The following is a 26,026-nucleotide window of genomic DNA, read 5'->3' on the forward strand; positions in this document are numbered from 1 at the left end:
CCAATGATGGGGCGTTTTTCATTACATAAATATAAAATTTGAAGAAAAAATAAAAAAAGTTGTAAAAAGACTAAACTGCCGAGCCTTCACTCCGATATAGAGTATGGAAACGATAAAACGTTCCAACAAATGTAAGGTGAGGGGCCGGCCTAAACCTTACATGCTCGGACAAACGGATTTGGAAGAGCGGAAAAACTCAAACCTATGGAGGGAAATTACAATGATTATCAACCACAACCTTAACGCAATGAACGCACACCGCAACATGGCGTTCAACACAACTAACTCTGGGAAGGCAATGGAGAAACTTTCTTCAGGTCTTCGCATCAACCGTGCTGGCGATGACGCTGCTGGTCTTGCAATCTCTAAAAAAATGCGTGGACAAATTCGCGGTCTTGATCAAGCGTCACGTAACGCACAAGACGGAATCTCACTCATCCAAACAGCTGAAGGTGCATTGAACGAAACACACTCTATCCTTCAACGTATGCGTGAACTCGCTGTTCAATCGTCAAACGACACGAACACACAAACAGACCGTGAAGAGCTTCAAAAAGAAGTAACAGAGTTGACAAGTGAAATTTCGCGTATCGCGAACAACACTGAGTTCAACACGAAGACTTTGATGAATGGTGATTTCTCAGGTGCTGCAAACGGTCTTAAGTTCCATATCGGTGCGAACTCAGGACAAAACATTACACTTGAACTTTCAGATATGACAGCTACTGGTCTTTCTGTTGATACAGTTGACATCGAAACACAAACAGGTGCTAACAGCGCAATCACTGTTATCAACAACGCAATTGAAACTGTATCTTCTGAGCGTGCGAAACTCGGGGCAACACAAAACCGTCTTGAGCACACAATCAACAACTTGAACGTTGGAGCTGAAAACCTTCAAGCTGCTGAATCACGTGTACGTGACGTAGATATGGCGAAAGAAATGATGAACTTCACGAAAAACAACATCTTGAACCAAGCTGCACAAGCAATGCTTGCTCAAGCGAACCAACAGCCACAAGCTGTACTTCAGTTGTTACGTTAAGATTCATTTAAAACCATATAAAAAGGGAAACGGACATAAAGTCTGTTTCCCTTTTTTTAAATAAATTTGTCAGTCTATCGATATTCATATATTGAAATTGTATACTATATACAGATGAACTTTTAAAACATAAAGGAGTACCTTATGTCACAACTGCGAAACATCGTAAAAGAGCTTCGGGACATCTCAAATCAAGTTGTCCTCTTAGTTGAAAACGAAAAGTGGGATGTCCTCGACGAGATTGTGGGAATCATTCGACTATTTGGCGAAAATATTCATTCTAATGGAATTCGTACAGTAGAACATGTATCGGATCTCCAAGCCATCAAGAAAGAGAATTTACAACTGTATGTCAATGTTGTCTATGATAATTTGCAATTATTAATTACAGAATATGAAGCATTAATAGAAGTAGAACATCAGAATCAAATCGTCTTCCCGTTCCGCTATCATGAGAACGAGATGGCTCTTATAAAGCAGAACGATAGTAGCCACTATTTTGTGAGTGAAACGCTTTTAGAGTTTGAGCGGTTGCGAGCCGAGATTGCTGATGACACGGAAGCTATTATCCTTTTAGGGTATGGAAGTGGGCTGTTTCATGCTGAATTGATAAAACAATATCATGTCTTGACGATTGATCCCCTCAACTTACCGTCAAATATTAAAAGTGATTCAGTCTTGTCTTTTCTTGATTCGCAAGACGATTATAAAACGTTATTGCAATCAAAGTTTCAATCGTTTATTGGTTTGAAAACGGAAGTTATTAAACATCCACTTTATGAGGATACAAAAACGTTACTTGAATTATTAAAATTGGTTCGAAATTATTTGAGCGAAAGTCGAATTGATTTAACGACACGTAAAGTGTACACGGAGAGCTGGTATCAAGAATCGTTTCAAAATGCGAGCTACCTAAACCGGCATTCAGATCGTCTTTTTAACATCGATTGTCTCAAACATAAATATAAAGGAAGCCATGCGCTAATGATTGCAGGGGGGCCTTCACTAGAAGATGCAATCCCTTATCTTAAACAGGCTCAGCACGCTTACTATATCATTGCGATTGGTCAGACAGTTAAAGTTTTACTGGAGAATGAAATCCGACCGGACTTTGTCATATCGATTGACGCTGGTGAAGCTAACGCTCATTTCTTCAACGATATTGAAATTGATGTCCCACTTGTCTATTCGTTACAAGTGAATCATCAGATTCCACAACGAGCAAAGGGGTTACTTGTCCCTTATGCTGATGCCAAGATTACACAAGATTTGCTACCTTATACAAAAATAGTTTTCAGTACGTACCCTACGGTGGCGTTAGCAGCGGTTGCATTTGCGAACTATTTGGACTTTGATTCAATTGGATTGATCGGACAAGATTTAGCATTGCGAGAAGGTGAATATTATAGTGCTTCGGTCAAACAAGCTTCTTCAAACGATGGTCAGTTCACTAAAACGTTATATGACGTACCATTGAATAATGGTGAGATGGGGAAAACCACACCAATCTTATTTGGTTTTTTAACTAGTTACCAAGCATTAATCAAGTCACAGCTCGGATTAAAAGAAAAACTAGTCAACTACGCGGAGAAAGGTGCTCGAATTGAGGGAGTTTCGTATCAATCCCTTGAAAGGCTCCACACCACACCGATTCAAAAACAGAAACTTGAACAAGTCAAAGAATCAGAATTGAATGTCCCGATTGAGCATGTACAACAATTACTTGATAGTGTGAGCGAACGATTGCAAATGCTTGAAAAACGATTGGGTCGCGCTATAAATCAAAAAGCGGTCACCATCGATGAGTTTGAAAAAATGCTACGGGATTGGGATGCGATGATTGAAGCGCCATCTTTCCGCACACATATCATGCCGCTTCAACTCGTCAATTTATTAATCATTCAAAATAAAATTAAATTCCATAATCGATATAATCGAACGAGTGCATTACGTCTTTCGATTTTGTCGCGAATGTTTGAGTCGATTCAAGAACTACAAACTCAACTTCACACGATAAAACAAGCGTATGCAGAAACCATTAAGTAACAAGTAGCGCCAATCATATATTTATTAGACATTGTGCATGAGAGAGGAAGTATATAAGCATGTTTACAAATCAGACAATTTTAGTCACGGGTGGTACAGGATCTTTTGGGAAAAAATTCATCTCCGCCGTATTAAAACAAAAAAAAAAAAAGGTCATCGTATTTAGTCGTGATGAGTTAAAACAATATGAAATGGCACAAGAATTTACCGATCCCCGCATTCGTTTCTTCATTGGGGATGTTCGTGATAAAGAACGCCTTTATCGTGCATTTGATGGAGTGGATATTGTCATCCATGCCGCGGCGCTCAAGCATGTCGGAGCTTGCGAGTATAATCCATTCGAGGCCGTGAAAACAAATATTCATGGTGCTCAAAATATTATTGAAGCGGCTATTGATCGTGGTGTCAAAAAAGTTATCGCACTAAGTACGGATAAGGCTGCAAGTCCGATTAACTTGTATGGTGCAACTAAATTGGCATCAGATAAATTGTTTGTCGCTGGTAACTCATATGCCGGGGATAAAGACACACGATTTGCTGTCGTCCGATACGGTAATGTCGTCGGAAGCCGAGGCAGCGTTGTACCATTCTTCAAGAAGTTGAAGCAAGACGGAGCAACAGTCATTCCAGTGACCGATGATCGGATGACTCGCTTTTGGATTACATTAGACCAAGGTGTCCAGTTTGTTATCGATAGTTTGACACGTATGAACGGTGGAGAGATTTTTATTCCGAAAATCCCAAGTATGTCGATTCTTGATTTGGCTGAGGCGATTGCTCCTGAGTGCGACATCAAAATTGTGGGGATTCGTCCAGGTGAGAAATTACATGAGGCAATGATTACGGAAGATGATGCACGGCACACGTTAGAGTACGACGATTATTTTGTCATTCAACCTGAGTTCCCTTGGTGGAGTGCAGAGTATTCAAATGGTGGAAAGTCGTTACCAGAAGGGTTTACATACGTCAGTAATGTAAACAATCAGTGGCTATCGGTCGATGAATTAAGAGAGTTAGTGAAGTGAGGAAGACGGCATAGTCATTTTTTGATGAGAGTAAGTTTAGAGTGATTGATCAACCTGTAAGAAACACGTTTCTGCCTTATGGCAGACAATGGATCGATGAAGAAGATATTCAAGCTGTGGTCGACACGTTACGAGGTGACTTTTTAACAACTGGTCCTGCTGTTGATGAGTTTGAACAAGCAATCGCTCAGTATGTTGGAGCTCGATATGCTGTCTCCTTTTCTAATGGGACGGCCGCCCTACACGGTGCCTGTTTTGCAGCAGGAATTGGTGAAGGGGATGAAGTAATTACCACTCCGATGACATTTGCAGCTAGTGCGAATTGTGTTCTTTATCAAAAAGGAATACCTGTATTTGCTGACATTGATCCAACGACGTATAACTTAGACCCGAATGCGATTGAACAAGCCATCACTCCACGCACAAAAGCCATCATCCCTGTCCACTTTACAGGTCAACCTGCAGCGATGCAGGAGATTCATCGAATTGCCGAACAACATGACTTAGTCGTCATTGAAGATGCGGCTCATGCGTTAGGTGCCACCTATCAAGGGAAACGAATCGGTGCACTAAGTGATATGACGATGTTTAGTTTTCATCCTGTTAAACATATTACTTCGGGTGAAGGTGGAATCATCACGACAAATGATGAAGTGTATTATCGTAAATTATTACAATTTCGGACCCATGGAATTACAAAAAGTGCTGAACAGTTAGTTGATCACCATGGTCCTTGGTACTACGAAATGCAGTTTTTGGGTTTCTTTTATCGAATGACAGATATTCAAGCTGTCCTTGGAACAAGCCAATTGAAGAAGATTGAACGATTTATTGAGTTACGAAAATACTATGTTTCTTTATATAATGAGGCATTTCGCGAGTTATCTGAAATTACGATACCGCATCAAGATGAAAGTGGAGAGTCCAGCTGGCACTTATATATCATTCGCTTAAATCAAAACCGGTTAAACGGTTCACGGAAAGAACTATTTGAGGCCTTATTAAATGAAAACATTGGAGTCAACGTCCACTATATTCCTGTTCATTGGATGCCATATTATCAAGAGCTAGGGTATGAAAAAGGGATTTGTCCACACGCAGAAACGCTATATGAAGATATCATTACACTCCCTCTATTTCCTGCGATGACTGAGGAAGATGTGTACGATGTGATCGATGCGGTGAAAAAAGTGTTAAAACGATATGGGAAGTGAAAAATGGCTATGAAAACGGTGGCGATTATTCAAGCACGGATGGGCTCAACGAGGCTTCCTGGGAAAGTATTGATTAAACTGCAAGGTCGCACGGTGCTTGACCATGTGATTACTCGAGTAAAACAAGCGAAATTAATTGATGAAATCATCGTTGCAACGACAACTTTGAGTGAAGACGATGTATTGTCGGAGGAAGCAAAGCGATATGGTGTTCGTGTGTATCGAGGAAGTTCAGATAACGTACTGAGTCGATACTATGAGGCAGCTATGGAAGCCGAAGCTGATGTGGTGATTCGAATCACTTCAGATTGTCCCTTGATAGATCCTTTCGTAATAGACCAAATGATTGAAACGTATCATAATAATCGATACGACATTGTAACAAATGCGGGCCAGGATTTGAGTAAAAGAACATTTCCACGAGGTTTAGATATTGAAATTTTCTCGAGTGAATTACTAAGCGATGCATTTAATAACCATAGTGAAGATTATCATATAGAACATGTTACACCCTATATGTATGAAAAAAGTCAAAATGTATATCATCATATTAACCCAATAAATGCATCGAACTATCGATTGACTTTAGATACTGAAGAAGACTTAGAACTGATTACAAGCATATATAAGAAACTTTATACAGGAACTCACTCATTTTATTTATCTGAAATTTTAAATCTATTGGAAAATAACCCAGATCTAAGTATCATCAATTCTCATAAAAAAAAAAAAAAATATTAATGTAGATCTGACAAAGGATATGTATTTGTATGAATATTATAATTTTCACTGAGGGTGGAAACGATAACGGATTTGGTCATATTTCTAGATGTAGTGCATTATATGATGAAATTGTATTGAGGGGATTGAATGCAAAACTCATTGTTAATACCGATTTAGAAAGAATTGAAATGTTATCCAATAAAGAATATGAGATAGCTGATTGGTTATCTTTATCCTATCTTGAAAGGAATTCATTTGACCAAACATATTGCATCATTGATTCATATATTGCTGATATAGAAGTGCTTGAATATATTAAGTTAAAATCAGTTAATTGTATGTATATTGATGATTACAATAGACTAAATTATCCAAAAGGAATTACTTTGACTCCTGCATTAATCAAAGAATCATCAGTTAAAAATAACGAGAATGAACTGAGCGGACCAGATTATATTATTTTGCGTAAAGAATTCACTAACAAGCGAGAACGAATCATTAATGAGAAAAAAAAAAAAGTCCTTGTTACTCTAGGTGGATCAGACGCAAAAGGATTGACAGAAGAAATAATCAAGAAAGTAATTCCCCATTTTCCATTATTCTCTTTTGATATAGTGTTAGGGAACGGAAAAAGCAGTCCTGAACTTATAGACGAAAATAGAATCGAGAATGTAAATATTATTAATAATGCAAGTGCTTATGAAATGAAAGAGTTAATGATTGATTCCGATTTTTCTATTACTGCTGCTGGACAAACTGTATATGAATTAACTGCTACGAATACTCCTTTCATACCAATCAAAACTGCTGAAAATCAACAAAACAATATAAATGGATTGTTTGATTTCAATGTAATTAATTGTTTGATTGACTCAGATGATCCTTTTTGGATTGAAATCTTACTTTTTGAGATTAATCGCTTAAAAACTTATGACAGTAGATTAGAGTTCTATCATAGATCAAAAGGTTTAATTGATGGTCGTGGATGTAAGAGAATAGTTGATCGATTGTTAAAGTAGAGGTGTTTGTTGTAATGAGGATGATATTTTGTGGTTTTGGTAAACTAGGAAAAGTTTGTTTAGATACTTTAATTCAAAACAAGTATGATGTTGTGTTTGTATTAACTCATAAAGACATGAGTGAGCATAGTGTGGATTCATACTGTGAAGTTAATAATATTCCCTATTCCTATATAGATGTAAGGAAAGAAGGAAATAAGCTACTGGAACAAATCTTAATCGAGAATTCTATCTATCTAGTGAGTGTAAATTACAGATATATTTTACCTTCTAAAATCATTAATTCTGTGGAGGTGGCTATAAACCTTCATGGGTCATTATTACCAAAATATAGAGGAAGAACCCCACACGTTTGGAGTATCATAAATGGCGAAACATACAGCGGTGTTACTTCACACTTAATTGACGAAGGTGTAGATACTGGAAATATAATTAAGCAGATACGAATTAAAATTGAGGAAGATGATACTGGGTATGACTTGTTGATAAAGTTTAAAAAAGAATACCCGGACTTACTATTGGACTCTTTGACAGATATACAGAGTGGAATATTGCCTAAAGTACAGAATGAAAGTCAAGGAAGTTACTTTGGAAGAAGAACTCCTGAAATGGGCTACATAGATTTTTTTAAAAATACTTTTGAAGTAATTAATTTTGTGAGAGCACAAGCTAAACCATATCCAGGTGCTTATTATTATTTGAAGAATGGCAGTAAGATAATTATTCATAAAGTAATTCAATGCTCTGATTCAATAAGTAACTTGGACAATATTGGCGTAATTGAGAAAATCGATAGTGACTACTATGTACGGTGTAAAGACAATGTTTTAAAAATAGTTGACTATGAAATTATTTAAATGTGATTAACTACGAGGTGTGTATAAGAATGCCTATTAATATTCAAGATATTTTTACAAAGAATTCTAAAAGTACATTTATTATCGCGGAATTATCGGCGAACCATAATCAAGATATTCAGCTCGCACTTGATACAATAAAAGCTGCAAAGGATTCTGGTGCAGATGCAATTAAGTTACAAACTTATACTCCTGACACCATTACCATCCAATCAAGTAAAGAATATTTTACAATTAAAAGTGGTACGATTTGGGATGGTCGCACACTTTATGACTTGTACCAAGAGGCCTATACACCGTGGGAGTGGCATAAAGAGTTAATGGACTATGCAAAAGAGTTGGATATCGTTTGTTTTTCAAGTCCTTTCGACCCTACTGCTGTGGATTTATTAGAAAGCTTACAGGTACCTGCATACAAAATCGCTTCATTTGAAATCACTGATTTACCACTCATAGAATATGTTGCCTCCAAGAACAAACCAATCATCATTTCAACTGGAATTGCAACGCTTCAAGAAATTGAAGATGCAGTATCCGTTTGTCGTAAAGTTGGAAACGAGCAAATCATATTATTGAAATGTACGTCAGCCTATCCAGCAAAAATTGAGGATGCGAATCTCGTAACGATGCAAAATATGAAAGAGACTTTCGGTGTCGAAGTCGGATTGTCGGATCACACGCTTGGAATCACTGCACCGATTGTGTCCGTTGCATTGGGAGCGAAGGTGATTGAAAAACATTTTATTTTAGATAAATCAATTGGTGGCCCAGACGCTAGTTTTTCTTTAGAGCCTCATGAGTTTAAAGCGATGGTCGATGCTGTTCGAGAAGCGGAACAAGCACTAGGGCGCGTCGACTATCAATAAAAAAAAAAAAAAGTGAAGAATCGTGAGTTCGCACGTTCTTTATTTGTTGTGAAAGATATTCAAGCTGGGGAAGTCTTCACGACTGAACATGTCAGGTCAATTCGTCCGGGACATGGATTGGCTCCGAAACATATCGATTCCATTCTTGGTAAAGTGGCAAGAAAAGATATCGAGCGTGGAACACCAATGAGTTGGGATTTGATTTAGTAAATAAGATGATTGTCGAGGCGGCGGTTACGTCGCCTCTTTATTATGTGTGAGAAAGAAGAAGAAACTTAAGGAAAAAGTATTTTGACCGATATAAGAAATGAGACCATAACATGTGAGGGAGTAGAAGACTATGAATCCGACCATTTCTGAAGTCAGACTTCACTTGCCTTCTTCTGTATTACCGTATGAGCAAACTAAAAATGTGTTCGTTGAGGCCAATCAAACTCAACTCGCCGATGAAGGTATTGTTATTCTTCCGACGCCTCAACACATTACAAAGTTAGAGGCAGCGGTCGAGAAGGCGAATCAAGTCCTTGAAAAGCAACGTACCGGCTTGAAATTTATGAAGCACGAAAAACTGAATGATTATTATATTCAAATCGTCGATGCGAACAATGAAGTAATCCGTGAAATCCCAAGTAAAAAATCAATGGATTTCTTTGCGGCGTTTATGGAGTTTAATCATTTATTCGACGAACGAAAAAAAAAAAGGAGTGGGCATATGACATCACCAATTCGATTTGGCGGATTAGCCAGTGGGATCGATACCGATAGTATCATTAAACAAATGATGCAAGCAGAACGAATTCCAGTAGATCGTTTAGAACAGAAAAAACAATTGACCGAATGGCGGCGTGACTCTTATCGTGAGGTCAACCGTTCACTGTTAGCATTACGAAACAGCGCGGTCGATATGATGTTCAGCCGAAACTATTACGCAAAAACGGCTTCATCCTCTGATGAATCGCGTGTATCTGTCGTTGCAGGTCCATCAAGTGGAAACGCTTCGCTTACTATCAATTCAGCGACGTTGGCTACCTCGGCTTCTCATGTAGCGGTGGCAAATGGTGGAGGCATCACAAATGACACGGCAGTTTCGACACTCGGGTTGGAGGTTGGTATTCGGAAACAAACGTTAACTGCGGGAACAACTGAACTCGTAGTGAAACCGCTACCGAATAATCCGCCAACTTTTACGGATAAAGATGGTAATGCGATTTCGTTAGCACATACGTACGATGCGGCAACTGGGAAGATTACGTTCGATAGTGGAGTGACAATCCCTGAAGGTGCACAAGTCGTGTATGAAGCTGGCTATCAAGTTCGTTTCCGTAATGAAGACGGTGGAGCTTTACAGACAGTATATGTTGATGAGAATGCTAAGTTTAAAGATCTCGTTACCGCGTTGAATGGCACGAAGACGGGAATTAGTGCGTTCTTTGATCAAACTTCAGGGCAGATTTCATTAACACGTAAAGACACGGGCGTGAAATCGATTATCGAATTTGAAGGCACTGCAGCTAAAGCACTATTTGGTTTAAATGGATCCGTAGCCGGGACGAATGCATCTGTGGATGTGAACGGCATTACGTTGACCCAAAGTTCAAACACCTTTACGATTGATAATATGACCATCACATTGAAGTCCTCATTCAATGATGGCACTAAAGTAAACTTGTCCTCTGCGACAGACACTCAAAAAATCTTTGACGGAATTAAAGGGTTCGTTGATAAATACAATGAGACCATCGACCTCATGAACAAAAAGACACGAGAAGAACGATTCCGTTCGTTTTCACCGTTGACTCAAGCTCAACGTGATGAGTTATCTGAAGACGAAATCAAGAAGTGGAAAAAAAAAGCGATGAGCGGTATGCTCCGCGGTGATACGATTTTACGCGGAACCATGGACAATCTTCGGAGCAAGTGGTCGGGTGCTACAGCTGCATCGAATGACGTCGAGATGTCACGATTGTTCCAAATCGGTCTTTCGACTGGAGCGGATTTCACCAATGGTGGTAAAATCGAACTCAATGAAGAGAAGCTGAAAGCGGCTATCGAAAAAGATCCGGAGCAAGTATATCAGTTGTTTACAGATGCTGAAACTGGATTATTGCCACAAATCCGAGATGCTGCCAAAGATTCGCGCGATACGATTACACGAATCGCAGGAGCGGAAGGTTCTGGCGCACAAACCCATTCGATGGGGAAAGAAATGACCGATATTGATTCGCGTATCAAGCGGTTAAATGATTTACTCGTCGATAAAGAAAACGCCTATTACCGTCGTTTCACAGCGATGGAAACAGCGATGAACCAAGCGAATGCTCAAGCGGCATCGCTGTCACAGTTTTTAGGCGGAGGCATGTAAGAGGAGGAGTTTAAATGGTAGCCAATCCATATGCAGCATATCAAAACAATGCGGTCACGACCGCAAATCCACAGGAACTGACGCTTATGCTTTATGACGGAGCGCTCAAGTTCATGCGCCTCGCCAAGCTTGCAATCGATCAAGGTAACCCTGATTTAAAGAACGTCAACATTCAAAAGACGCAAGCTATCTTTCGGGAACTTCGTCTGACACTCAATAAAGACATCGCTGTCTCAGCGAACTTAGATTCGCTCTATGACTACATGTGGCGCCGCCTCGTTGATGCGAACGTCAAGAACGATACAGCTATCCTTGACGAGGTACTTGATTTTACGACCGAACTACGTGATACGTGGAAGGAAGCGATGAAACTCGCGAAGCAGTCATGAGACCGATTGATGAAATCATCTTAAAGACGCAACGCTTGAAAGAACTGCTCGCACAAGTCCCGGAAGAACCGACGTATGATACATGGATGGAACAAATCCATGAGCTCTTGGATGATCGGGAACAGTTGCTCGCAGCACACGGTCCCGATTTGGAAAAAGCCGATCAAAAGGTCCTCAGGCAACTCGTCGACGACAGTCAAAAGATTTCTCGTCTAATTGAAGCTGAACACCAGCGTCTAGGGATGACGCTCGGGACAGCCCGGATGGAACGAAAGACGGTCAAATCGTATGTCGACCCATATGAAGACGTCGATTCTAACTTTTCCGGTCTGTTCGACCAACAGACGTAAAAAGCTCGAGGGCATATGCCTTCGAGCTTTTGTGTTAAGAGGCTTTGACTTGTCGACGCATCCGGATGATGAAATAAGAAGCGGTAAATAAAATCAGACCACTCACCGTGAAGTTTAAATAGAGACGTGCGGCATCTTGAAGCGATGTGATTGGCGTAGATTGACCGAACCAGAGAAGTGGTAGGATTGTCACGTGCATAACGCCCCAATGAATGAAGATTTGTTTCTTGAACGACCACTGTTTGACTTCATAAATAACGCTTGTGAGCCCGAGGAAGAAGGCGACTCCTGCGTAGATAAACATTCCATGCACAGCCTCTGCATTCCCTGACCACCCTTGATAGAGAGCAAGTATCGCGAATGGCAGCGACCAAATGAGACTCCGTAGTATTCCTTTTTTCAATATTTGCATATGAATCTTCCTTTCATCGAATCGTTGTAAATGTATACGGCTGTGGAAAGGAAAAGTTTCATACAAAGGGTATAGATGAAATGACGTCTGTTTTCCGCTATAATCGGGTAAACATCAATGTAGCCGTTGCTTCTTTTCTGGAAAGAGGAGGGAAACGAGATGCGTGAGAAAGAGTCCAAACCGATATCGTCACGGAAGCGCCGTTATTTCGTCTATGGTCCAGAGGGAGCGTACGATGAATACGTCGAACGGGACCCGAAACTCGAGGCGTACGTCGAGGACGATACGCCGTTTGAGGATCGTCCCGACCCGTACGAGGAAGAAGAGCTGAAATCAAGAGGATAAGTATACATGTCAAGGTCCGATTATGGACCTTGACTTTTATTTTACCTGGAACTTTTTCTTAATACGGTACCGTCTGTCAATTCGTTATATTCGTCTTAACACAACATCACTTGGATTAAGAAAAGGGAGAGATGAAGATGAAGATGAACATGAAACGATTTGGCTTACTGGTGGCGGTACCGCTCGCACTACTTGTCGGTTGTGGGGAAGCAGACGAACTGAAGACGACTGCGACGGATACGGAAGAAGTGGCAGAGGCGGAAGCGAACGTACCAGAGGAGACGACTGCTGAAGAGGCGGACGTCCAAGAAAGTGAACTCGGTACGAACAAGATCTACATGAAGAATAAGGCACTCACGGTCACGGAGACGATGGGTCCGATTCAATTCGCCATCGACAAAGTACAGACGTCACGCCTCACGGTCGCAGAAGCTTATAGCGACTCATTCGATGGACAAGAAGAGGTGACGGTCGTCGCGATGAACATGTTGGTCGAGAATACGGTCGACGAGACGATGAGCTTCCATCCGAACCAGGCGACACTGGTGACGAACACAGGGGAGCAGGTGTCTTCGGACTTATGGTTCTCAGATGACGTCGGTGGAGAATTTTTAGGAAAGGTGAAGAAAGAAGGGAACGTCCTCTTCTTCGTGAAAGCAAAACCAGAAGAGCTGACGGACTTGAAAGTCGTCATCGATGGACCATTCAACGAGAACTTCGACAAAGTGGCAGAAGACCGCTACGAATATACAATTAACGTGACGAAATAAGAGTAGGCGTGCCGAATAAAATCGGTACGCCTAGTCTCATGGTTGATTATTACTACACAATAAGCATAGTAGTTAGCATAGAGAATATGAGAAGGGATTCTCATATTTTGAGAGTTCCTTGTATCTTAATTTTTTCTTTTTTTTTAATCTTAATTCTTAATGGGTACATATAAATCGACTTTAGATTTTCCGTCGGGATCTTCAGCTGGATTGTTCAAATTGAACTCCAAGGTATTTCTAGATTCGTCCACTGAATATTCGCGTTCTGGTAACCATTCTTCAAAAATATATTTATACGTCTCACTCAGTTTTTCTGGAGTATCGTAGAAATGGTGCACGATGTATTGACCACCTTCTAGCATTTTAAATTGTATCTCCCCGTGCCCTGTTTTATCAAAGTTTTTAGGAACTGTGACACAAGCATCATGTCTACATTCATGAGGATCAACATCGTTCGGATTATCTAATGAAATACCGATAAATTGACTTGATGGAGGGTAAAGGTTGTGTTCCGTCGCCCAATGTATTAATTTCCCCCAATGTTCTTGTGGTTCAAAATAGCTACCCGTACGTCTGATAAATGCAATTTCAGTCTCAGGCAATTGCTTTAAAGTCATATCCATTTTGTAACCCCCATTAAGTTGACTGATTCAATTGTCTTGATGTACAAAAAAGTGCTTCATTGAAATAATATCTCGTTGAAGTGTTGCAACAGGAATTATTATTTACGCTGATGCGGCAACGGAATCGACAACACATTCCAGTCGCTCCCGGCGAATAGCTTCGACAGATAGACGATTTGTCCGACATGATACCCATAATGCGACACTTGACGTTCGATCGCGTCAATCACGGAATGCGCTTCCCCTCGAATCATCACGTTCTTCCCTAAGTCATCTGGTGTCAAATCAGCTAAGACATTATCCAACAGTTGCCAACGCTCGTCCCAAACCTTCATGAGCTCCGCACGGGATAGCTGCTGGTCCTCGAACTCGGCGTCCCGGTCACGGTCCGGCTTCTCGCCGTCTGTCGTCAAAAAATCGGTCCAACGCGACTTCATGTTATTCGCCATGTGCTGGATGATCAGGGCGAGCGAGAGTGTGTCCGGCGCAAGTGTCTTGTGCAGGTCCTCTTCACTCACTTGGACGAGCGCACGCTCAGCGAGTTGTTTCTGGCTTTTAAACGTAGCACGTACGGTATCGAGATATTGCGTTTCAAACATGAAAAGATCCTCCTCTTCGTATGTATCTGCTTTGAATATACCCCATATCTATCCCACTAAAAATTAAATTAATGTTATAGCAATTGAGATTCCATGTGATACATCCTGCAAGACGTCACCGCATAGTCGACATGAGGGTACTGGGTAGTCAATGTTGTGTGGATCTCTTATTCATCAATTGTGCCGATTGCGTTTGAATGTGAGTGGATGAGTGCGATTTTTTGTATTCAAATAGTGTGAGACACAAGGTCCCACACTTCTGATTAGGCATGTTCCAATCGAAACTCTTCCCAATGATCACGGGCCTGGTTTCGGATGCGCTCCGATACTTCTTTACTGCTTAAGAGAATCCCATACCAGCGGCGCGCGTCCTCGTAGTAGTCGAGCGCGGCCGACAAATCGGCAATCCGCAACATGAGCTGGTCGTACGGTAATCCGGTCCGAATCGGGTCCGTATACGCTTCTTGCACCTCATTGTATTTATCGAGCGTCCGCTGCATCCATTCCTTTTCAGACGCTGCATCCCCGATCAATCGGTACATCCATACGATTCGCATCCCGAGCATAGCGATGACAGATGGTTTTTGTCCGCTCAACTGGGCCGTCATGACGGCGAACTTATAGAGAAGGATGACGTGCTCATATGAACGGTCGCCTTTCAACACATCCGGATTCACTTGATTGAAGTAGTTCGTCTCAAGCGCTTCTCGGTTATGTTTGCGCACCTTGTCGAACGAGTCGTGAAAGACGAGGTGACAATTGTCACAGACGGTCGGTTCGTATAAATAAGGATTCGGTCCATCATACGTTGTGTAGCCATCCTTCTCAACTTCGAGTGGACGGATGTGACGTGATAAGACACGGTTCGTCTTACTTTCTTGTAAACAATACGGACATTTGACTTTCTTCAAAAACAAATGTTCTGCCATCTCGACACCTCACACATAGACATTGACGAGCAATCCGCGAATTTCACCGACTTGGTCGAGTAGGGAAAGGCGAGAGGCCTCACCCGAGATGACCTGATCTGTCAGCGCGAGGAGTTTTTGGTCGACTTGTTCGACGACCTTATAAATCTTCGCGCGCCCGCGGCGATTGAATCCGCGTTTATCTTCGAGACGGAGTGCCGCGTCAACGGCCTCTTTCATAAAGTCTTTAATCATTTGTTTGTATTCGGCAAGCGCTTCGACGGTCTGACTTTCAGCTAGAAGTTCTCCTTGTTCATGAATCGCGGCGATTTGACGTTGGAAGCGTTCATGCTCTCGATCTTCGCGCTTCTGACCGATCACATTTTGGAAGGAGACACCGGGTTCGACTTCGGCGCGCTTTGCCTTACTTGAGCCGAGGAGCGATTGCGTCTCCATGATGCGACGAATGTCCATATGGGCAACCGTCCTTTCTTTAGGTTAGTTCAATAATTGTAACACGCCTTGCGGCAATGCGTTCGACTGGGCAATCATCGCCATGCCGGACTGGTTCAAAATGTTTAGACGTGCGAAGTCCATCATTTCACGGGCCATGTCGGCATCACGTATTCGTGACTCAGACGCCGTTAAGTTTTCTGAGCCGATGGCGACGACGCTGACGTTCGCCTCCAAGCGATTTTGGATGGCTCCGAGTTTTGAACGTTCGAGTGACACTTTGTTGATGGCTGCATCGAATTTCGAAATGGCATCACCCGCATCCTCAGGTGTCAATACACTCAATGCATAATACGTTTCAGTGGGTGTCGTCGAATCGTTGTCATGGTCGACGGTAGGAAGTTCTCCGCCACCGGGTGTCGTCATCGTGATATTGAGTGCATGCGCCCGCATATCTTCCACATTTAAGATGACGGCTTCATTGTTACCTGCACCGATTTGGAAGAATAACGTATTATTGCCTTGCATGTATTCGCCATTCATAATTTTCTTTGAGTTGAATTCCGTCGTTTCGGCAATTCGTGTCACTTCGGCAGTCAACGCGTTAATTTCTTCCTGGACAGCTTTGGCGTCGTCTTCACTGAGCGTTCCATTTGCTGATTGAACCGATAATTCACGCATCCGTTGGAGAAGGGCGTGTGTTTCGTTCATCCCGCCTTCGAGTGTCTGCGTGAGTGAGATACTGTCGAGCGTGTTGCGTTCTGCCATCGAGAGCGAGTCGAGGCGCATCCGCATTTTCTCTGAGATGGCGAGTCCTGCCGCATCATCAGATGCCTTGTTGATGCGAATCCCACTTGAGAGGCGATCCATCGTTTTTTTCATTGACGTTTGATTCAGGGAAAGAGATGTATACGCTTTTAATGCTTGGACGTTATTCGTAATTTTCATAACGGTTTCCTCCAGTCGTGACAGGTTGGGTCTTGGCACGCTCCATTGCTTCACCCCATGTTTGATCGAGGTCGCTTGCGAGCGTATGTAGTTCGGCGATTTTTTCCTTATCCTTGTCGATGATAGCTTCGACGCTGGCGTTTGCCATATATAGATAAATTTCATCCAGTTGAGCCGCGATAATCCCGCCGCCGTCATGGAGTCCTTGGTGAAGTTTGACTAAAAGTTCACGGGCTTGACGAAGATGACGGTTTCGTTCGGCAATCGTCGAATCTTGCGCATGTTTATAGTGATAGACGAGTGCGTGAAGCATCGCCTGAGTCAGCTCTTCCGGCCTCATTTCATATAATTGGGTTGAATTCATCTTTGTTCTCCTTTGATCGAATCAAGTTCCTCTATCAACAACAACACTTCTGCCATCACATCATAAAGTTGGGGTGGGATGGCGTCTCCTAGGTCAAGGTCGAGCAAATGGCCAAGCAAGGAATGGTCGTTCTCGACCGCTACTCCTCGGGCACGTGCTTCCTGTAAAATCTTTTCAGCGATGGCTCCGGTCCCGCGGGCGACGATGACGGGCGCTTTATCCGTCGTTTCATCATAGCGGACGACCGCGGCCGTCTTACGTTTCGTCAAATCCATGCGTTGGTACATCGGGACCTCCTAAATTCTAAAGTCATATCCTGTCGTCGGTGCTATCGTAGGCTCTTCGATGACACGATCAGCTTTCGTGAGCGGTTTGAACTGGGTCGTCACACTCTTATATCCAATCGTCTCGAGCGTTTGTTCGATTTTCCCGAGAAGGGGACGAGCGAGTCGCTCGACCGTCGAATCGTCGTGCTCGAGTGTGAGTCGGAGGTTTCGATCTTTTGCTTCGAGTTTGACACCAATTTCTCCAAGACGTGGGGTCTCTAAACGAATGTAGAGGACACTGTTCTCCCAGTCGACAACGTCCCCGGCCTCCCGGTTTTGGATATGAACATGGATTCCGGTGTCGATCTCTTGAACTTTTGCCGGTAGGGCGAACAAGAGTTGATGGAGCTGACCGCCATCAAGGCGGTTGAGCGTCTGTTGGACTTGGAAGAACGAGGCGAGGCGTTGCGCCTCGGGGTTCGTCGTATCTCCACGTACCGATAAAGCTGATGTCGGCGTATTGGACGTCGCTTGGGCGAGCTGTGCCTGTGTCTGCACACGTTGCGCTACTTCCTGGATGTGTCGTCCAGATAATGTCGAATCGAGCTTGAGTGGCGCGACGGTCGGCATCTCGCCGGCACGTGTCGCCCCGTGTGGGATATATTCGATGCGTGTCTGGTTCGGCGCATAACGGAAATCATTCAGTGCCGCTCGGACCTCTTTGACGAGTGTCGCACTCTCTTGTGGTTTCGTCGCAAGCAACGACAACGCGACGTCGAGTTTGGCCGTCATGGCGACCAATTGCTTCTCTTGAGTCACGTCGGTATGAAGCAAGGCGTCCGTCTTTTGGACGAGTTGTGTCAGACGGGTCGAGACGGTCTCGAGGGCAGGGCGTGCCGCATGCGGGTTCGTCTCGATCAACGTAGCAACTTGTCCGAGTTGTTTCGTGACGGTCGCCTGCTCGTTTCGGAACGTGTTCGTGACGGTCGCTAGATGTGACGTCACTTCCTTCACCATCACTTGCTTCCCGTTGATTGGAGGAAGCGGCATCGCTTGGCGCGATTCAGATTCAATCGGACGCGATGATATCGGTGTCGTCGGCGTGAGGTCACGGATGACCCGGTCAATCGTTTCCGGTGTCGGCGTGACGCGTTCACTCACGGGACGTGACAGATTGACGAGTTCGACATACCGCTCTTTTTGTGGGTAAGGAGCGTTCGGCGCCGGCGGTGTGATCTGTTGTTTCGCTTCGTTCAAAGAGAGGACGGCGATTTCCCGAGCCATCTCACGAGGAACGGTCGGAGTGTCGAGCGTCTTCAAATGTAGGATGACGTCCCGCATGTCCCCTTTGAACGCCGTCTCGAGAAGGCGTACCGTGTCTTCGTTCATCGGCAAGCGTCCGGATTGTAGCAGACGGCTGACCGCGCTTCGTACTTCAGGTGGAAGGGAAGCGAGGAGCGTCTGAATCTTCGCATCAAGCTTTGACGACGCGGACGCAGGTGGTGCGGATTCAAGTGTCTCTTCCTTTGGAGGAACGACGGTCGCCATCAAGACGCCGTCCTGTTCGGCGAGCGTCACTTGGAACGGGTTCGTTTTCGGAAGCCCATCTTTAAATGTGACCTCGACTTCTTCACCGTTGATCTTGACAATCGCGGAGTCGGGTCCTGTTTGTTTGACGAGTTCGGCCTTGTACGTCCGGTTCGTCTGGATGCCTGGTAAGACCGAACTGACGGCGGTCGCTTGGGCTTGAATTTGCATGTTTGTCACCTCGACCATAATATCGACCTCTTTTTAAAAAAATGAAGCGATACAAAAGAAAAAAACCTTCCGTCTTTTCGACGGAAGGCGTGTCAGGACTCGAGCACGGGGCTCGCGTTCAATTGTTGGAACCGGGCGACAAGTTCACCTGTCGCTTTGAGCTGGTTCCGGAGGACGTACGGTGTTGCGTTCGTTTGGATTTGATGTCCATCAGTCGTGAGGACAAGCCCGTTCGGCTCACCCTCAATGTTCAGTATGTCTCGAATATGGGACCAGGCATACCATTCACAATCGTCTCGTTTTGGAGACTTCGTCGGGAAGAAGACGAGTCCAGTTGTCGGTTCAATCACGACAGGGACTTTCCCTTTTACGCCGGCGACGCGTTTGGCGATGAAGATTCTTTCCTCGATCGAGCTGTTGTACTGGCGGCAAGAAAGTTGCAACAACTGGTACGGCCGGAGCGGGGTTGAAATCTCGGTGCCATCCTCGAGAATGATCCGTGACTGCTTCATGATGTCAAAGCAAGGGAGAATCGCCACGGTTCGCTTTGTGATGCGATATTTTTCCTCAGAATTTTAGGAGCGCATACGCTGCACCATCCTCCTCGTATTAGATTTTCAGGATCGGCTAAAGACAAACGGCACAAACCTAAATCGTCCCTTCAATGATATATCACAAAAAATGTAAATTCAACAAGACAATATGAAAAGTAGGGAAATATAATTCCAATGAAAGCCAAATGACGAAACGTTTACAAATATTTGAGAAAGTATTTGTCACGCTTACAAGAAGGTGGTAAGATTAGCCGTAGAGGACAATCCTCTGTATTCTCCAATGGTGAAAGGAATGGATTTACACATGGTAGGTAAAGTAAAATGGTTTAACTCAGAAAAAGGTTTTGGATTCATCGAAGTTGAAGGCGGCAAAGACGTGTTCGTACACTTCTCAGCAATCCAATCTGAAGGCTACAAATCACTTGACGAAGGTCAAGATGTAGAGTTTGAAATCGTTGATGGCGAGCGTGGCCCACAAGCGGCTAACGTTGTAAAATTATAATTTCAAACCACGAAGCCGACTCCCTTGGGAGTCGGCTTTTATTTTTTCTACAAAATAAAAAAAGGCGTTTAAAAATGAGTGGAATGGGTATTTTCTTTCTATACCTTTCGCTCGTTCTAGGAAATGTTGAATTCGGAACAAAATTGTCATTATTTTCTGATGATAACGTTTTCAATCGCAGCGTTTTCGGGGTATAATATGAGTGAGCCACCTGGTTCCCCTTTCTTTTTTAAGAAATGAAGCAGGAGATTCCGTCTCGTTCGACGAATCATTGGTTCAAGCGGTTATTTCTAAGGAGGAGTTCAGATGATTTATAACATTCGCGGCGAAAACATTGAGGTCACACCAGCAATCAAAGACTATGTCGAGAAAAAGCTGGAGAAGTTGACTCGGTATTTCACAACTCCTACGGATGCACAGACGGCTTACGTCAACTTGAAAGTGTATAACAAAAAAAAAAAAGTGGAAGTGACGATCCCGATGCCGAACTTGTTGCTCCGTGCTGAGGACATCAACCTCGACATGTATGCGGCAATCGACCTCGTCGTCGATAAATTGGAACGTCAAATCCGTAAACACAAAACGAAACTCAACCGTAAAGGACGCGGGAAAGAAGGTGGCGTCGGCGAGTACTTCAAGTCTTTAGAAGGACCTGATGATACACCGGCCGTCTACGATGAGGACGAGGCAGAACTCGAACTCGTGCGGACGAAACGCTTCACGTTGAAACCGATGGACACGGAAGAGGCGATTCTTCAAATGGATATGCTCGGTCACAGCTTCTTCGTCTTCTCAGACGCAGAAACGGGCAACACGAACGTCGTCTACCGTCGTAAAGATGGGAAGTACGGCTTGATCGAACCTGAATAATAAACTTGACACTACACGACCTCCCGGCTTCGGGGGGTCGTTTCCTTTTGCCTTTCCTTGAAAGGTGGCACCACTTCGGTTAAACTGTACATTAGGGAAAAAACATGCATTTTTTAGTGAGTGTTTAGGAGATATGAGTATGGCGAACTTTTTGAAAGAGTTATTTGCTCCACAGAAACGAATGTTGAAAAAAGCAGAGAAAGCGGCCGACTTGATCGAGTCGTTCGCCGAACCAATCAAAGCATTGTCCGACGAACAGCTTCAGGCGAAGACGGAAGAGTTCCGGGAACGTCTGGCAAAAGGCGAGACACTTGACGACCTCTTGCCGGAGGCGTTCGCGGTCTGTCGTGAGGCATCGGAGCGTGTGCTCGGGATGCGTCATTACCGTGTCCAGCTCATCGGGGGCTATGTGCTCCATAACGGCGACATCGCCGAAATGAAAACCGGTGAAGGGAAGACGCTCGTCGCGACACTTCCTGTCTACTTGAACGCGCTCACTGGCCGTGGCGTACACGTCGTAACGGTCAACGAATATTTGGCGAAACGAGATAAAGAACTCATGGAGCCGCTCTACTTCGCACTCGGTCTTTCAGTCGGCCTCAACGTGTCGAACATGGACCGTGTCGAGAAACAAGCGGCCTATAACTGTGATATCACGTACTCGACGAACAACGAGCTCGGATTCGACTACCTCCGTGACAACATGGTCCTTTATAAAGAAGACCGTGTTCAACGTGAGCTCTACTACACGATCGTCGATGAAGTCGACTCAATCCTCGTCGATGAGGCGCGTACTCCGCTCATCATCTCAGGATCGGCTCAAAAGTCGACTGAACTCTACACGCGCGCGGATGCGTTCGTCCGTACGTTGAAAGAGGAAGACGATTACACGGTCGACGTGAAGACGAAGTCGGTCCTCTTGACGGACCAAGGGGTCGACCTCGCCGAGAAGTTCTTCGGCATCGACAACCTGTTCGCAATCGAGCACGTCGCCGTCAACCACCACGTCGGGCTCGCCCTTCGTGCAAACGCGGTCATGCATCACGATATCGACTATATGGTACGTGAGGGGCAAGTCATGATCATCGACCAATTCACGGGTCGTGTCATGGACGGACGCCGCTACTCGGAAGGTCTTCACCAGGCAATCGAGGCGAAAGAAGGCGTCGAGATTCAACGCGAATCGATGACGCTCGCCACAATCACGTATCAGAACTACTTCCGGATGTACGAGAAACTTGCCGGGATGACCGGTACAGCGAAGACAGAGGAAGAAGAGTTCCGTAACATCTACAACATGCAAGTCGTGACGATTCCGACGAACAAACCGATTCTCCGGGATGACAAGGCAGACCTCATCTTCAAATCGATGGAAGGCAAGTTCAAAGCCGTCGTGGAAGAGATTTCGGCAGTTCACGCAACGGGACAACCGATCCTCGTCGGTACGGTCGCCGTCGAGACATCTGAATACTTGAGCAAGCTTTTGACGAAGAAGAAGATTCGTCACGATGTCTTAAACGCGAAGAACCACGCGCGTGAGGCGGAAATCATCGAGAACGCCGGTCAAAAAGGTTCCGTCACGATTGCGACGAACATGGCCGGTCGTGGTACCGACATCAAGCTCGGAGAAGGTGTCATCGACCTCGGTGGTCTTTACATCATCGGGACAGAGCGTCACGAATCACGCCGAATCGATAACCAGCTACGTGGTCGTGCGGGCCGTCAAGGGGACCCGGGTAAATCCCAGTTCTACTTATCACTCGAAGATGAGCTCATGCGTCGCTTCGGAACGGATAGCCTCCAAAGCATGATGGAGCGTCTCGGGATGGATGACACGCAACCGATTGAGAGCCGCATGGTCTCGAAAGCGGTCGAGTCAGCGCAAAAACGTGTCGAAGGAAACAACTACGATGCGCGGAAGCAGCTTCTCGGTTACGACAACGTCATGGCGGACCAACGGAAGGTCATGTACAAAGACCGCTCGAGCATCCTCGAGAACGAGTCGGTCACGGATATCGTCCGTTCGATGATGGCACAGACGGTCGAACTCGGTGTCGGTCAATACACGCCGATCGAACTCGTACCGGAAGAATGGAACATCGACGAGCTCGCGCACTGGGCCAACCAGACGCTCGCGCTCGAGAAGACGGTCGAAGGCAAAGACTTCTACGGCAAAGAGCGTGAAGAAATCATCGAGCTTCTCATGGAGCGCGTAAACGAGCAGTACGAGGCGAAACGTGAACTCGCGCCACCGGAACGCTTCAACGAGTTTGAGAAGATTATCGTGCTCCGTGCCGTCGACTCGCACTGGATGTCCCATATCGACCATATGGACCAGTTGCGCCAAGGGATTCATCTCCGCGCCTACGGACAGAACGATCCGCTTCGTGAGTATCAAGCGGAAGGGATTAACATGTTCGACGCGATGAACGCGGCGATCTCAGAAGAAGTGACAGGCTTCGTCCTTCGTGCCGAAGTCGGGGACAACCTCCGACGCGAGAAAGTCGTCGAAGAGGAAGTCGCCGTATCAGGCAAGAGCGATACACCGGTCAAGAAGAAGCCGGTCCGTCGTTCGAAAGAAGACAGCATCGGTCGGAACGACCCGTGCTGGTGCGGTTCTGGTAAGAAGTTCAAGAACTGTCACGGTAGACAACAGGCTTAATTATTGAAGAGGCGGGTCCGCTCGCCTCTTTCCTACGGAAAGGTGAATCACACTATGGAAATTTCAGATATTCGGAACGAACTAGAGGCGATGGCGAAACGCCTCGAGAATTACAGAGCGTCTCTCAACTTGACAGAGAAAGAAGCACGTATCGCCGAGCTCGAGAACGAGATGACGTATCCAGACTTCTGGGACAACCAGGAGAAGGCACAAAAAGTCATCGACGAGTCAAACGGTCTCAAGGCGATGGTCGACAAGTATCAAGACCTCGCGAACCAACATGAGGACGGCGAAGTGACGCTCGAACTCATCAAGGAAGAGCCGGACGCCGAGATGCAAGAAGAGCTCGGGGAATCGATTCAAGCGCTCAAGAAGGAGTTTGATGACTTCGAACTCGAGATCCTCTTGAACGGACCGTACGATGCGAACAACGCCATCCTCGAATTGCACCCGGGTGCGGGCGGTACCGAGTCACAGGACTGGGCATCGATGCTCCTTCGGATGTATCAACGTTTCGCTGACAAACAAGGCTGGAAAGTCGAGACGGTCGATTACCTCCCGGGTGAAGAGGCGGGCGTCAAGTCGGTCACGCTCCGCATCGTCGGTCATAACGCATACGGCTACTTGAAGGCGGAGAAAGGGATTCACCGCTTGGTCCGCATCTCGCCATTCGACTCGTCTGGCCGTCGTCATACGTCGTTCGTGTCATGTGACGTCATGCCGGAATTCGATGACGACATCGAGATCGAAGTACGGACAGAAGACCTCCGTATCGACACGTACCGTGCATCAGGTGCCGGCGGTCAGCACATCAACACGACGGACTCTGCCGTCCGGATCACGCACGTGCCGACGGGCGTCGTCGTTTCGTGTCAGACCGAGCGCTCACAGATCAAGAACCGTGAGTCGGCGATGAAGATGTTGAAAGCGAAATTGTACCAACGCGAACTCGACGAGCAGCAACGAAAACTCGACGAGATCCGTGGGGAGAAGACGGACATCGGTTGGGGTAGCCAAATCCGTTCGTATGTCTTCCACCCGTATTCGATGGTCAAAGACCACCGGACGAACCATGAAGTTGGGAACACGAGTGGCGTCATGGACGGTGACGTCATGCCGTTCATCGATGCCTACCTTCGTAAAACAAATATGTGATGCATGTGGCTCAAAGACACCTGTCTTTGGGCCATGTTGTGTGTAAAGGAGACTTTCTTTAATGAAGCAAATCGTCAAAGACTATCTGTATTTGTTGACCGGCTCAGTGTTCGTCGCCTCGGCCTTCAGCTTATTTCTGTTGCCAAACAATCTGGCATCAGGTGGGGTGAGCGGGATCTCGGTCATCACTTATGAACTGTTCGGCATCTCGCCGGGGGCGTTCCAGCTCGTGGCGAACGTGTTACTTCTGATTATCGGGTGGGCCATCCTCGGCCTCGGCTTCGGTGTGAAGTCGCTCGTCGGCTCCATCTTTTTACCGGGTGTCATTCTTTTCTATGAGGCGATCGATGCCGGTGCGGCTGTGGACGATACGCTCCTCGCGGCCATCTTCGGTGGTGTCGGCGTCGGTGTCGGACTCGGACTCATCTTCCGTGGACGCGCCTCGACAGGGGGAATGGACTTGATCGCTCAGATCTTACATAAGTTCACGCACATCCCGCTCTATCTCTGTATCGCCATCCTCGATGGCATGGTCGTCTTGACCGCGGCCTTGACGTTCTCGTTCACGACCGGGCTCTATGCACTCATCGCATTATTCATCACGGTCAAGATGATCGACTTCGTCCAGCTCGGGTTCACACAGGACAAGATGGCTTACGTCATCTCGGAGAAGCGAGACTTCATCGTCCGGGCCGTCTTCGAGGAGCTTGACCGTGGTGCGACAGAGATCCAAGCAATCGGAGCATACTCACGTCTCGACCGTCCGATGCTCATGATTGTTGTCCGTCAGAGCGAAGTGAGTCGATTGAAGGAAATCATCCGTCGGATTGACCCGGAGGCATTCCTTGTCTTCAGTGAGGCACATGAGGTGCTAGGACAAGGGTTTACGTCCGATAAGCGTTACATCAACGTACCGTAAGTTGTGGAATCTTTGTGTACTT

27 protein-coding genes and 1 pseudogene are annotated in these 26,026 nt (G+C 45.2%); 18 read left to right on the forward strand and 10 right to left on the reverse strand.

From position 1 onward, the window contains the following. Window positions 1–220 precede the first annotated feature (220 nt). The 11 genes and pseudogenes from BBB58_RS06280 (at window position 221) to fliT (ending at window position 11,896) form a co-directional block, all read left to right on the forward strand. Window positions 221–1,045: a flagellin N-terminal helical domain-containing protein gene (locus BBB58_RS06280; protein WP_074036222.1), complete on the forward strand. Its 825-nt coding sequence runs from the start codon at window positions 221–223 to the stop codon at window positions 1,043–1,045. A 144-nt stretch (window positions 1,046–1,189) separates the two neighbouring features. Next, window positions 1,190–3,091 carry a motility associated factor glycosyltransferase family protein gene (locus BBB58_RS06285; RefSeq protein WP_074036224.1) on the forward strand — a complete coding sequence of 634 codons (1,902 nt, stop codon included), beginning with the start codon at window positions 1,190–1,192 and terminating at the stop codon, window positions 3,089–3,091. 59 nt (window positions 3,092–3,150) lie between these two features. Further along, window positions 3,151–4,116, forward strand: a complete 966-nt coding sequence (gene pseB / locus BBB58_RS06290; RefSeq protein ID WP_074036226.1) for a UDP-N-acetylglucosamine 4,6-dehydratase (inverting) — start codon at window positions 3,151–3,153, stop codon at window positions 4,114–4,116. Window positions 4,117–4,157: 41 nt separating this feature from the next. After that, on the forward strand, window positions 4,158–5,330 hold the full coding sequence (gene pseC / locus BBB58_RS06295) for a UDP-4-amino-4,6-dideoxy-N-acetyl-beta-L-altrosamine transaminase (protein WP_074036228.1): 1,173 nt from the start codon (window positions 4,158–4,160) through the stop codon (window positions 5,328–5,330). 3 nt (window positions 5,331–5,333) lie between these two features. After that, entirely contained in the window at window positions 5,334–6,071 is a 738-nt protein-coding gene (locus BBB58_RS06300; protein WP_244150691.1) for a cytidylyltransferase domain-containing protein, read from the forward strand. A 29-nt stretch (window positions 6,072–6,100) separates the two neighbouring features. Then, window positions 6,101–7,072, forward strand: coding sequence for a PseG/SpsG family protein (locus BBB58_RS06305; RefSeq protein WP_074036230.1), 972 nt, complete (start codon window positions 6,101–6,103; stop codon window positions 7,070–7,072). Window positions 7,073–7,086: 14 nt separating this feature from the next. Next, a complete protein-coding gene (locus BBB58_RS06310; RefSeq protein ID WP_074036232.1) occupies window positions 7,087–7,929 on the forward strand; it encodes a methionyl-tRNA formyltransferase in 843 nt (280 codons plus the stop codon). A 29-nt stretch (window positions 7,930–7,958) separates the two neighbouring features. Then, window positions 7,959–9,002: pseudogene (gene pseI / locus BBB58_RS06315) on the forward strand (pseudaminic acid synthase). 133 nt (window positions 9,003–9,135) lie between these two features. Next, window positions 9,136–11,157, forward strand: coding sequence for a flagellar filament capping protein FliD (gene fliD / locus BBB58_RS06325; RefSeq protein WP_084543050.1), 2,022 nt, complete (start codon window positions 9,136–9,138; stop codon window positions 11,155–11,157). A 14-nt stretch (window positions 11,158–11,171) separates the two neighbouring features. Then, on the forward strand, window positions 11,172–11,546 hold the full coding sequence (gene fliS, locus BBB58_RS06330) for a flagellar export chaperone FliS (RefSeq protein ID WP_074036234.1): 375 nt from the start codon (window positions 11,172–11,174) through the stop codon (window positions 11,544–11,546). Then, a complete protein-coding gene (fliT, locus tag BBB58_RS06335) occupies window positions 11,543–11,896 on the forward strand; it encodes a flagellar protein FliT (protein ID WP_074036236.1) in 354 nt (117 codons plus the stop codon). The genes fliS and fliT overlap by 4 nt, the downstream gene beginning before the upstream one ends. 34 nt (window positions 11,897–11,930) lie before the next feature. Here fliT and BBB58_RS06340 read toward each other — a convergent pair whose 3' ends face one another. Continuing rightward, complete coding sequence (locus BBB58_RS06340; RefSeq protein WP_074036238.1) at window positions 11,931–12,308, reverse strand: DUF3021 family protein; 378 nt, start codon at window positions 12,306–12,308, stop codon at window positions 11,931–11,933. A gap of 159 nt (window positions 12,309–12,467) precedes the next feature. Here BBB58_RS06340 and BBB58_RS06345 point away from each other — a divergent pair, with 159 nt between their 5' ends. Beyond that, the gene (locus tag BBB58_RS06345; RefSeq protein WP_012726958.1) at window positions 12,468–12,653 is read left to right on the forward strand and encodes a hypothetical protein; all 186 of its coding nucleotides are present in this window, start codon (window positions 12,468–12,470) and stop codon (window positions 12,651–12,653) included. Between the two features lie 137 nt (window positions 12,654–12,790). Beyond that, entirely contained in the window at window positions 12,791–13,423 is a 633-nt protein-coding gene (locus BBB58_RS06350; protein ID WP_244150692.1) for a DUF5068 domain-containing protein, read from the forward strand. 149 nt (window positions 13,424–13,572) lie between these two features. Here BBB58_RS06350 and BBB58_RS06355 read toward each other — a convergent pair whose 3' ends face one another. The 9 genes from BBB58_RS06355 to BBB58_RS06395 form a co-directional block, all read right to left on the reverse strand. Beyond that, the gene (locus BBB58_RS06355) at window positions 13,573–14,046 is read right to left on the reverse strand and encodes an AraC family transcriptional regulator (RefSeq protein ID WP_074036240.1); all 474 of its coding nucleotides are present in this window, start codon (window positions 14,044–14,046) and stop codon (window positions 13,573–13,575) included. Between the two features lie 98 nt (window positions 14,047–14,144). Then, on the reverse strand, window positions 14,145–14,645 hold the full coding sequence (locus BBB58_RS06360; RefSeq protein ID WP_074036242.1) for a DUF1572 family protein: 501 nt from the start codon (window positions 14,643–14,645) through the stop codon (window positions 14,145–14,147). 263 nt (window positions 14,646–14,908) lie between these two features. Beyond that, window positions 14,909–15,574 carry a DUF2225 domain-containing protein gene (locus tag BBB58_RS06365; protein ID WP_074036244.1) on the reverse strand — a complete coding sequence of 222 codons (666 nt, stop codon included), beginning with the start codon at window positions 15,572–15,574 and terminating at the stop codon, window positions 14,909–14,911. Window positions 15,575–15,583: 9 nt separating this feature from the next. Next, entirely contained in the window at window positions 15,584–16,027 is a 444-nt protein-coding gene (locus BBB58_RS06370) for a YaaR family protein (RefSeq protein ID WP_074036246.1), read from the reverse strand. A gap of 24 nt (window positions 16,028–16,051) precedes the next feature. Next, window positions 16,052–16,954 carry a flagellin N-terminal helical domain-containing protein gene (locus BBB58_RS06375; protein WP_074036248.1) on the reverse strand — a complete coding sequence of 301 codons (903 nt, stop codon included), beginning with the start codon at window positions 16,952–16,954 and terminating at the stop codon, window positions 16,052–16,054. Further along, window positions 16,938–17,318, reverse strand: a complete 381-nt coding sequence (locus tag BBB58_RS06380; RefSeq protein WP_074036250.1) for a flagellar protein FliS — start codon at window positions 17,316–17,318, stop codon at window positions 16,938–16,940. Before BBB58_RS06380 ends, BBB58_RS06375 begins: the two co-directional genes overlap by 17 nt. Continuing rightward, the gene (locus BBB58_RS06385) at window positions 17,315–17,605 is read right to left on the reverse strand and encodes an EscU/YscU/HrcU family type III secretion system export apparatus switch protein (protein WP_074036252.1); all 291 of its coding nucleotides are present in this window, start codon (window positions 17,603–17,605) and stop codon (window positions 17,315–17,317) included. Before BBB58_RS06385 ends, BBB58_RS06380 begins: the two co-directional genes overlap by 4 nt. 9 nt (window positions 17,606–17,614) lie before the next feature. Beyond that, window positions 17,615–19,360 (reverse strand): hypothetical protein, encoded by a 1,746-nt coding sequence (locus BBB58_RS06390; protein ID WP_074036254.1) that lies wholly within the window; start codon window positions 19,358–19,360, stop codon window positions 17,615–17,617. A 74-nt stretch (window positions 19,361–19,434) separates the two neighbouring features. After that, a complete protein-coding gene (locus BBB58_RS06395; RefSeq protein ID WP_244150693.1) occupies window positions 19,435–19,881 on the reverse strand; it encodes a competence protein ComK in 447 nt (148 codons plus the stop codon). A 319-nt stretch (window positions 19,882–20,200) separates the two neighbouring features. Between BBB58_RS06395 and cspD the strand changes: the two genes are divergently transcribed. From cspD to BBB58_RS06420, 5 genes are all read left to right on the forward strand, one after another. Continuing rightward, entirely contained in the window at window positions 20,201–20,398 is a 198-nt protein-coding gene (gene cspD, locus BBB58_RS06400; RefSeq protein ID WP_012726946.1) for a cold-shock protein CspD, read from the forward strand. A gap of 306 nt (window positions 20,399–20,704) precedes the next feature. Next, the gene (hpf, locus tag BBB58_RS06405; RefSeq protein ID WP_074036256.1) at window positions 20,705–21,268 is read left to right on the forward strand and encodes a ribosome hibernation-promoting factor, HPF/YfiA family; all 564 of its coding nucleotides are present in this window, start codon (window positions 20,705–20,707) and stop codon (window positions 21,266–21,268) included. 139 nt (window positions 21,269–21,407) lie between these two features. Next, a complete protein-coding gene (secA, locus tag BBB58_RS06410; protein ID WP_074036258.1) occupies window positions 21,408–23,930 on the forward strand; it encodes a preprotein translocase subunit SecA in 2,523 nt (840 codons plus the stop codon). 54 nt (window positions 23,931–23,984) lie between these two features. Beyond that, a complete protein-coding gene (gene prfB, locus BBB58_RS06415) occupies window positions 23,985–25,085 on the forward strand; it encodes a peptide chain release factor 2 (RefSeq protein WP_035387837.1) in 1,101 nt (366 codons plus the stop codon). Between the two features lie 61 nt (window positions 25,086–25,146). Beyond that, window positions 25,147–26,004: a YitT family protein gene (locus BBB58_RS06420; RefSeq protein WP_012726942.1), complete on the forward strand. Its 858-nt coding sequence runs from the start codon at window positions 25,147–25,149 to the stop codon at window positions 26,002–26,004. Window positions 26,005–26,026 lie beyond the last annotated feature (22 nt).

It is taken from the genome of Exiguobacterium profundum, assembly GCF_001909285.1.
GTDB classification, from domain to species: Bacteria; Bacillota; Bacilli; order Exiguobacteriales; family Exiguobacteriaceae; genus Exiguobacterium; species Exiguobacterium profundum.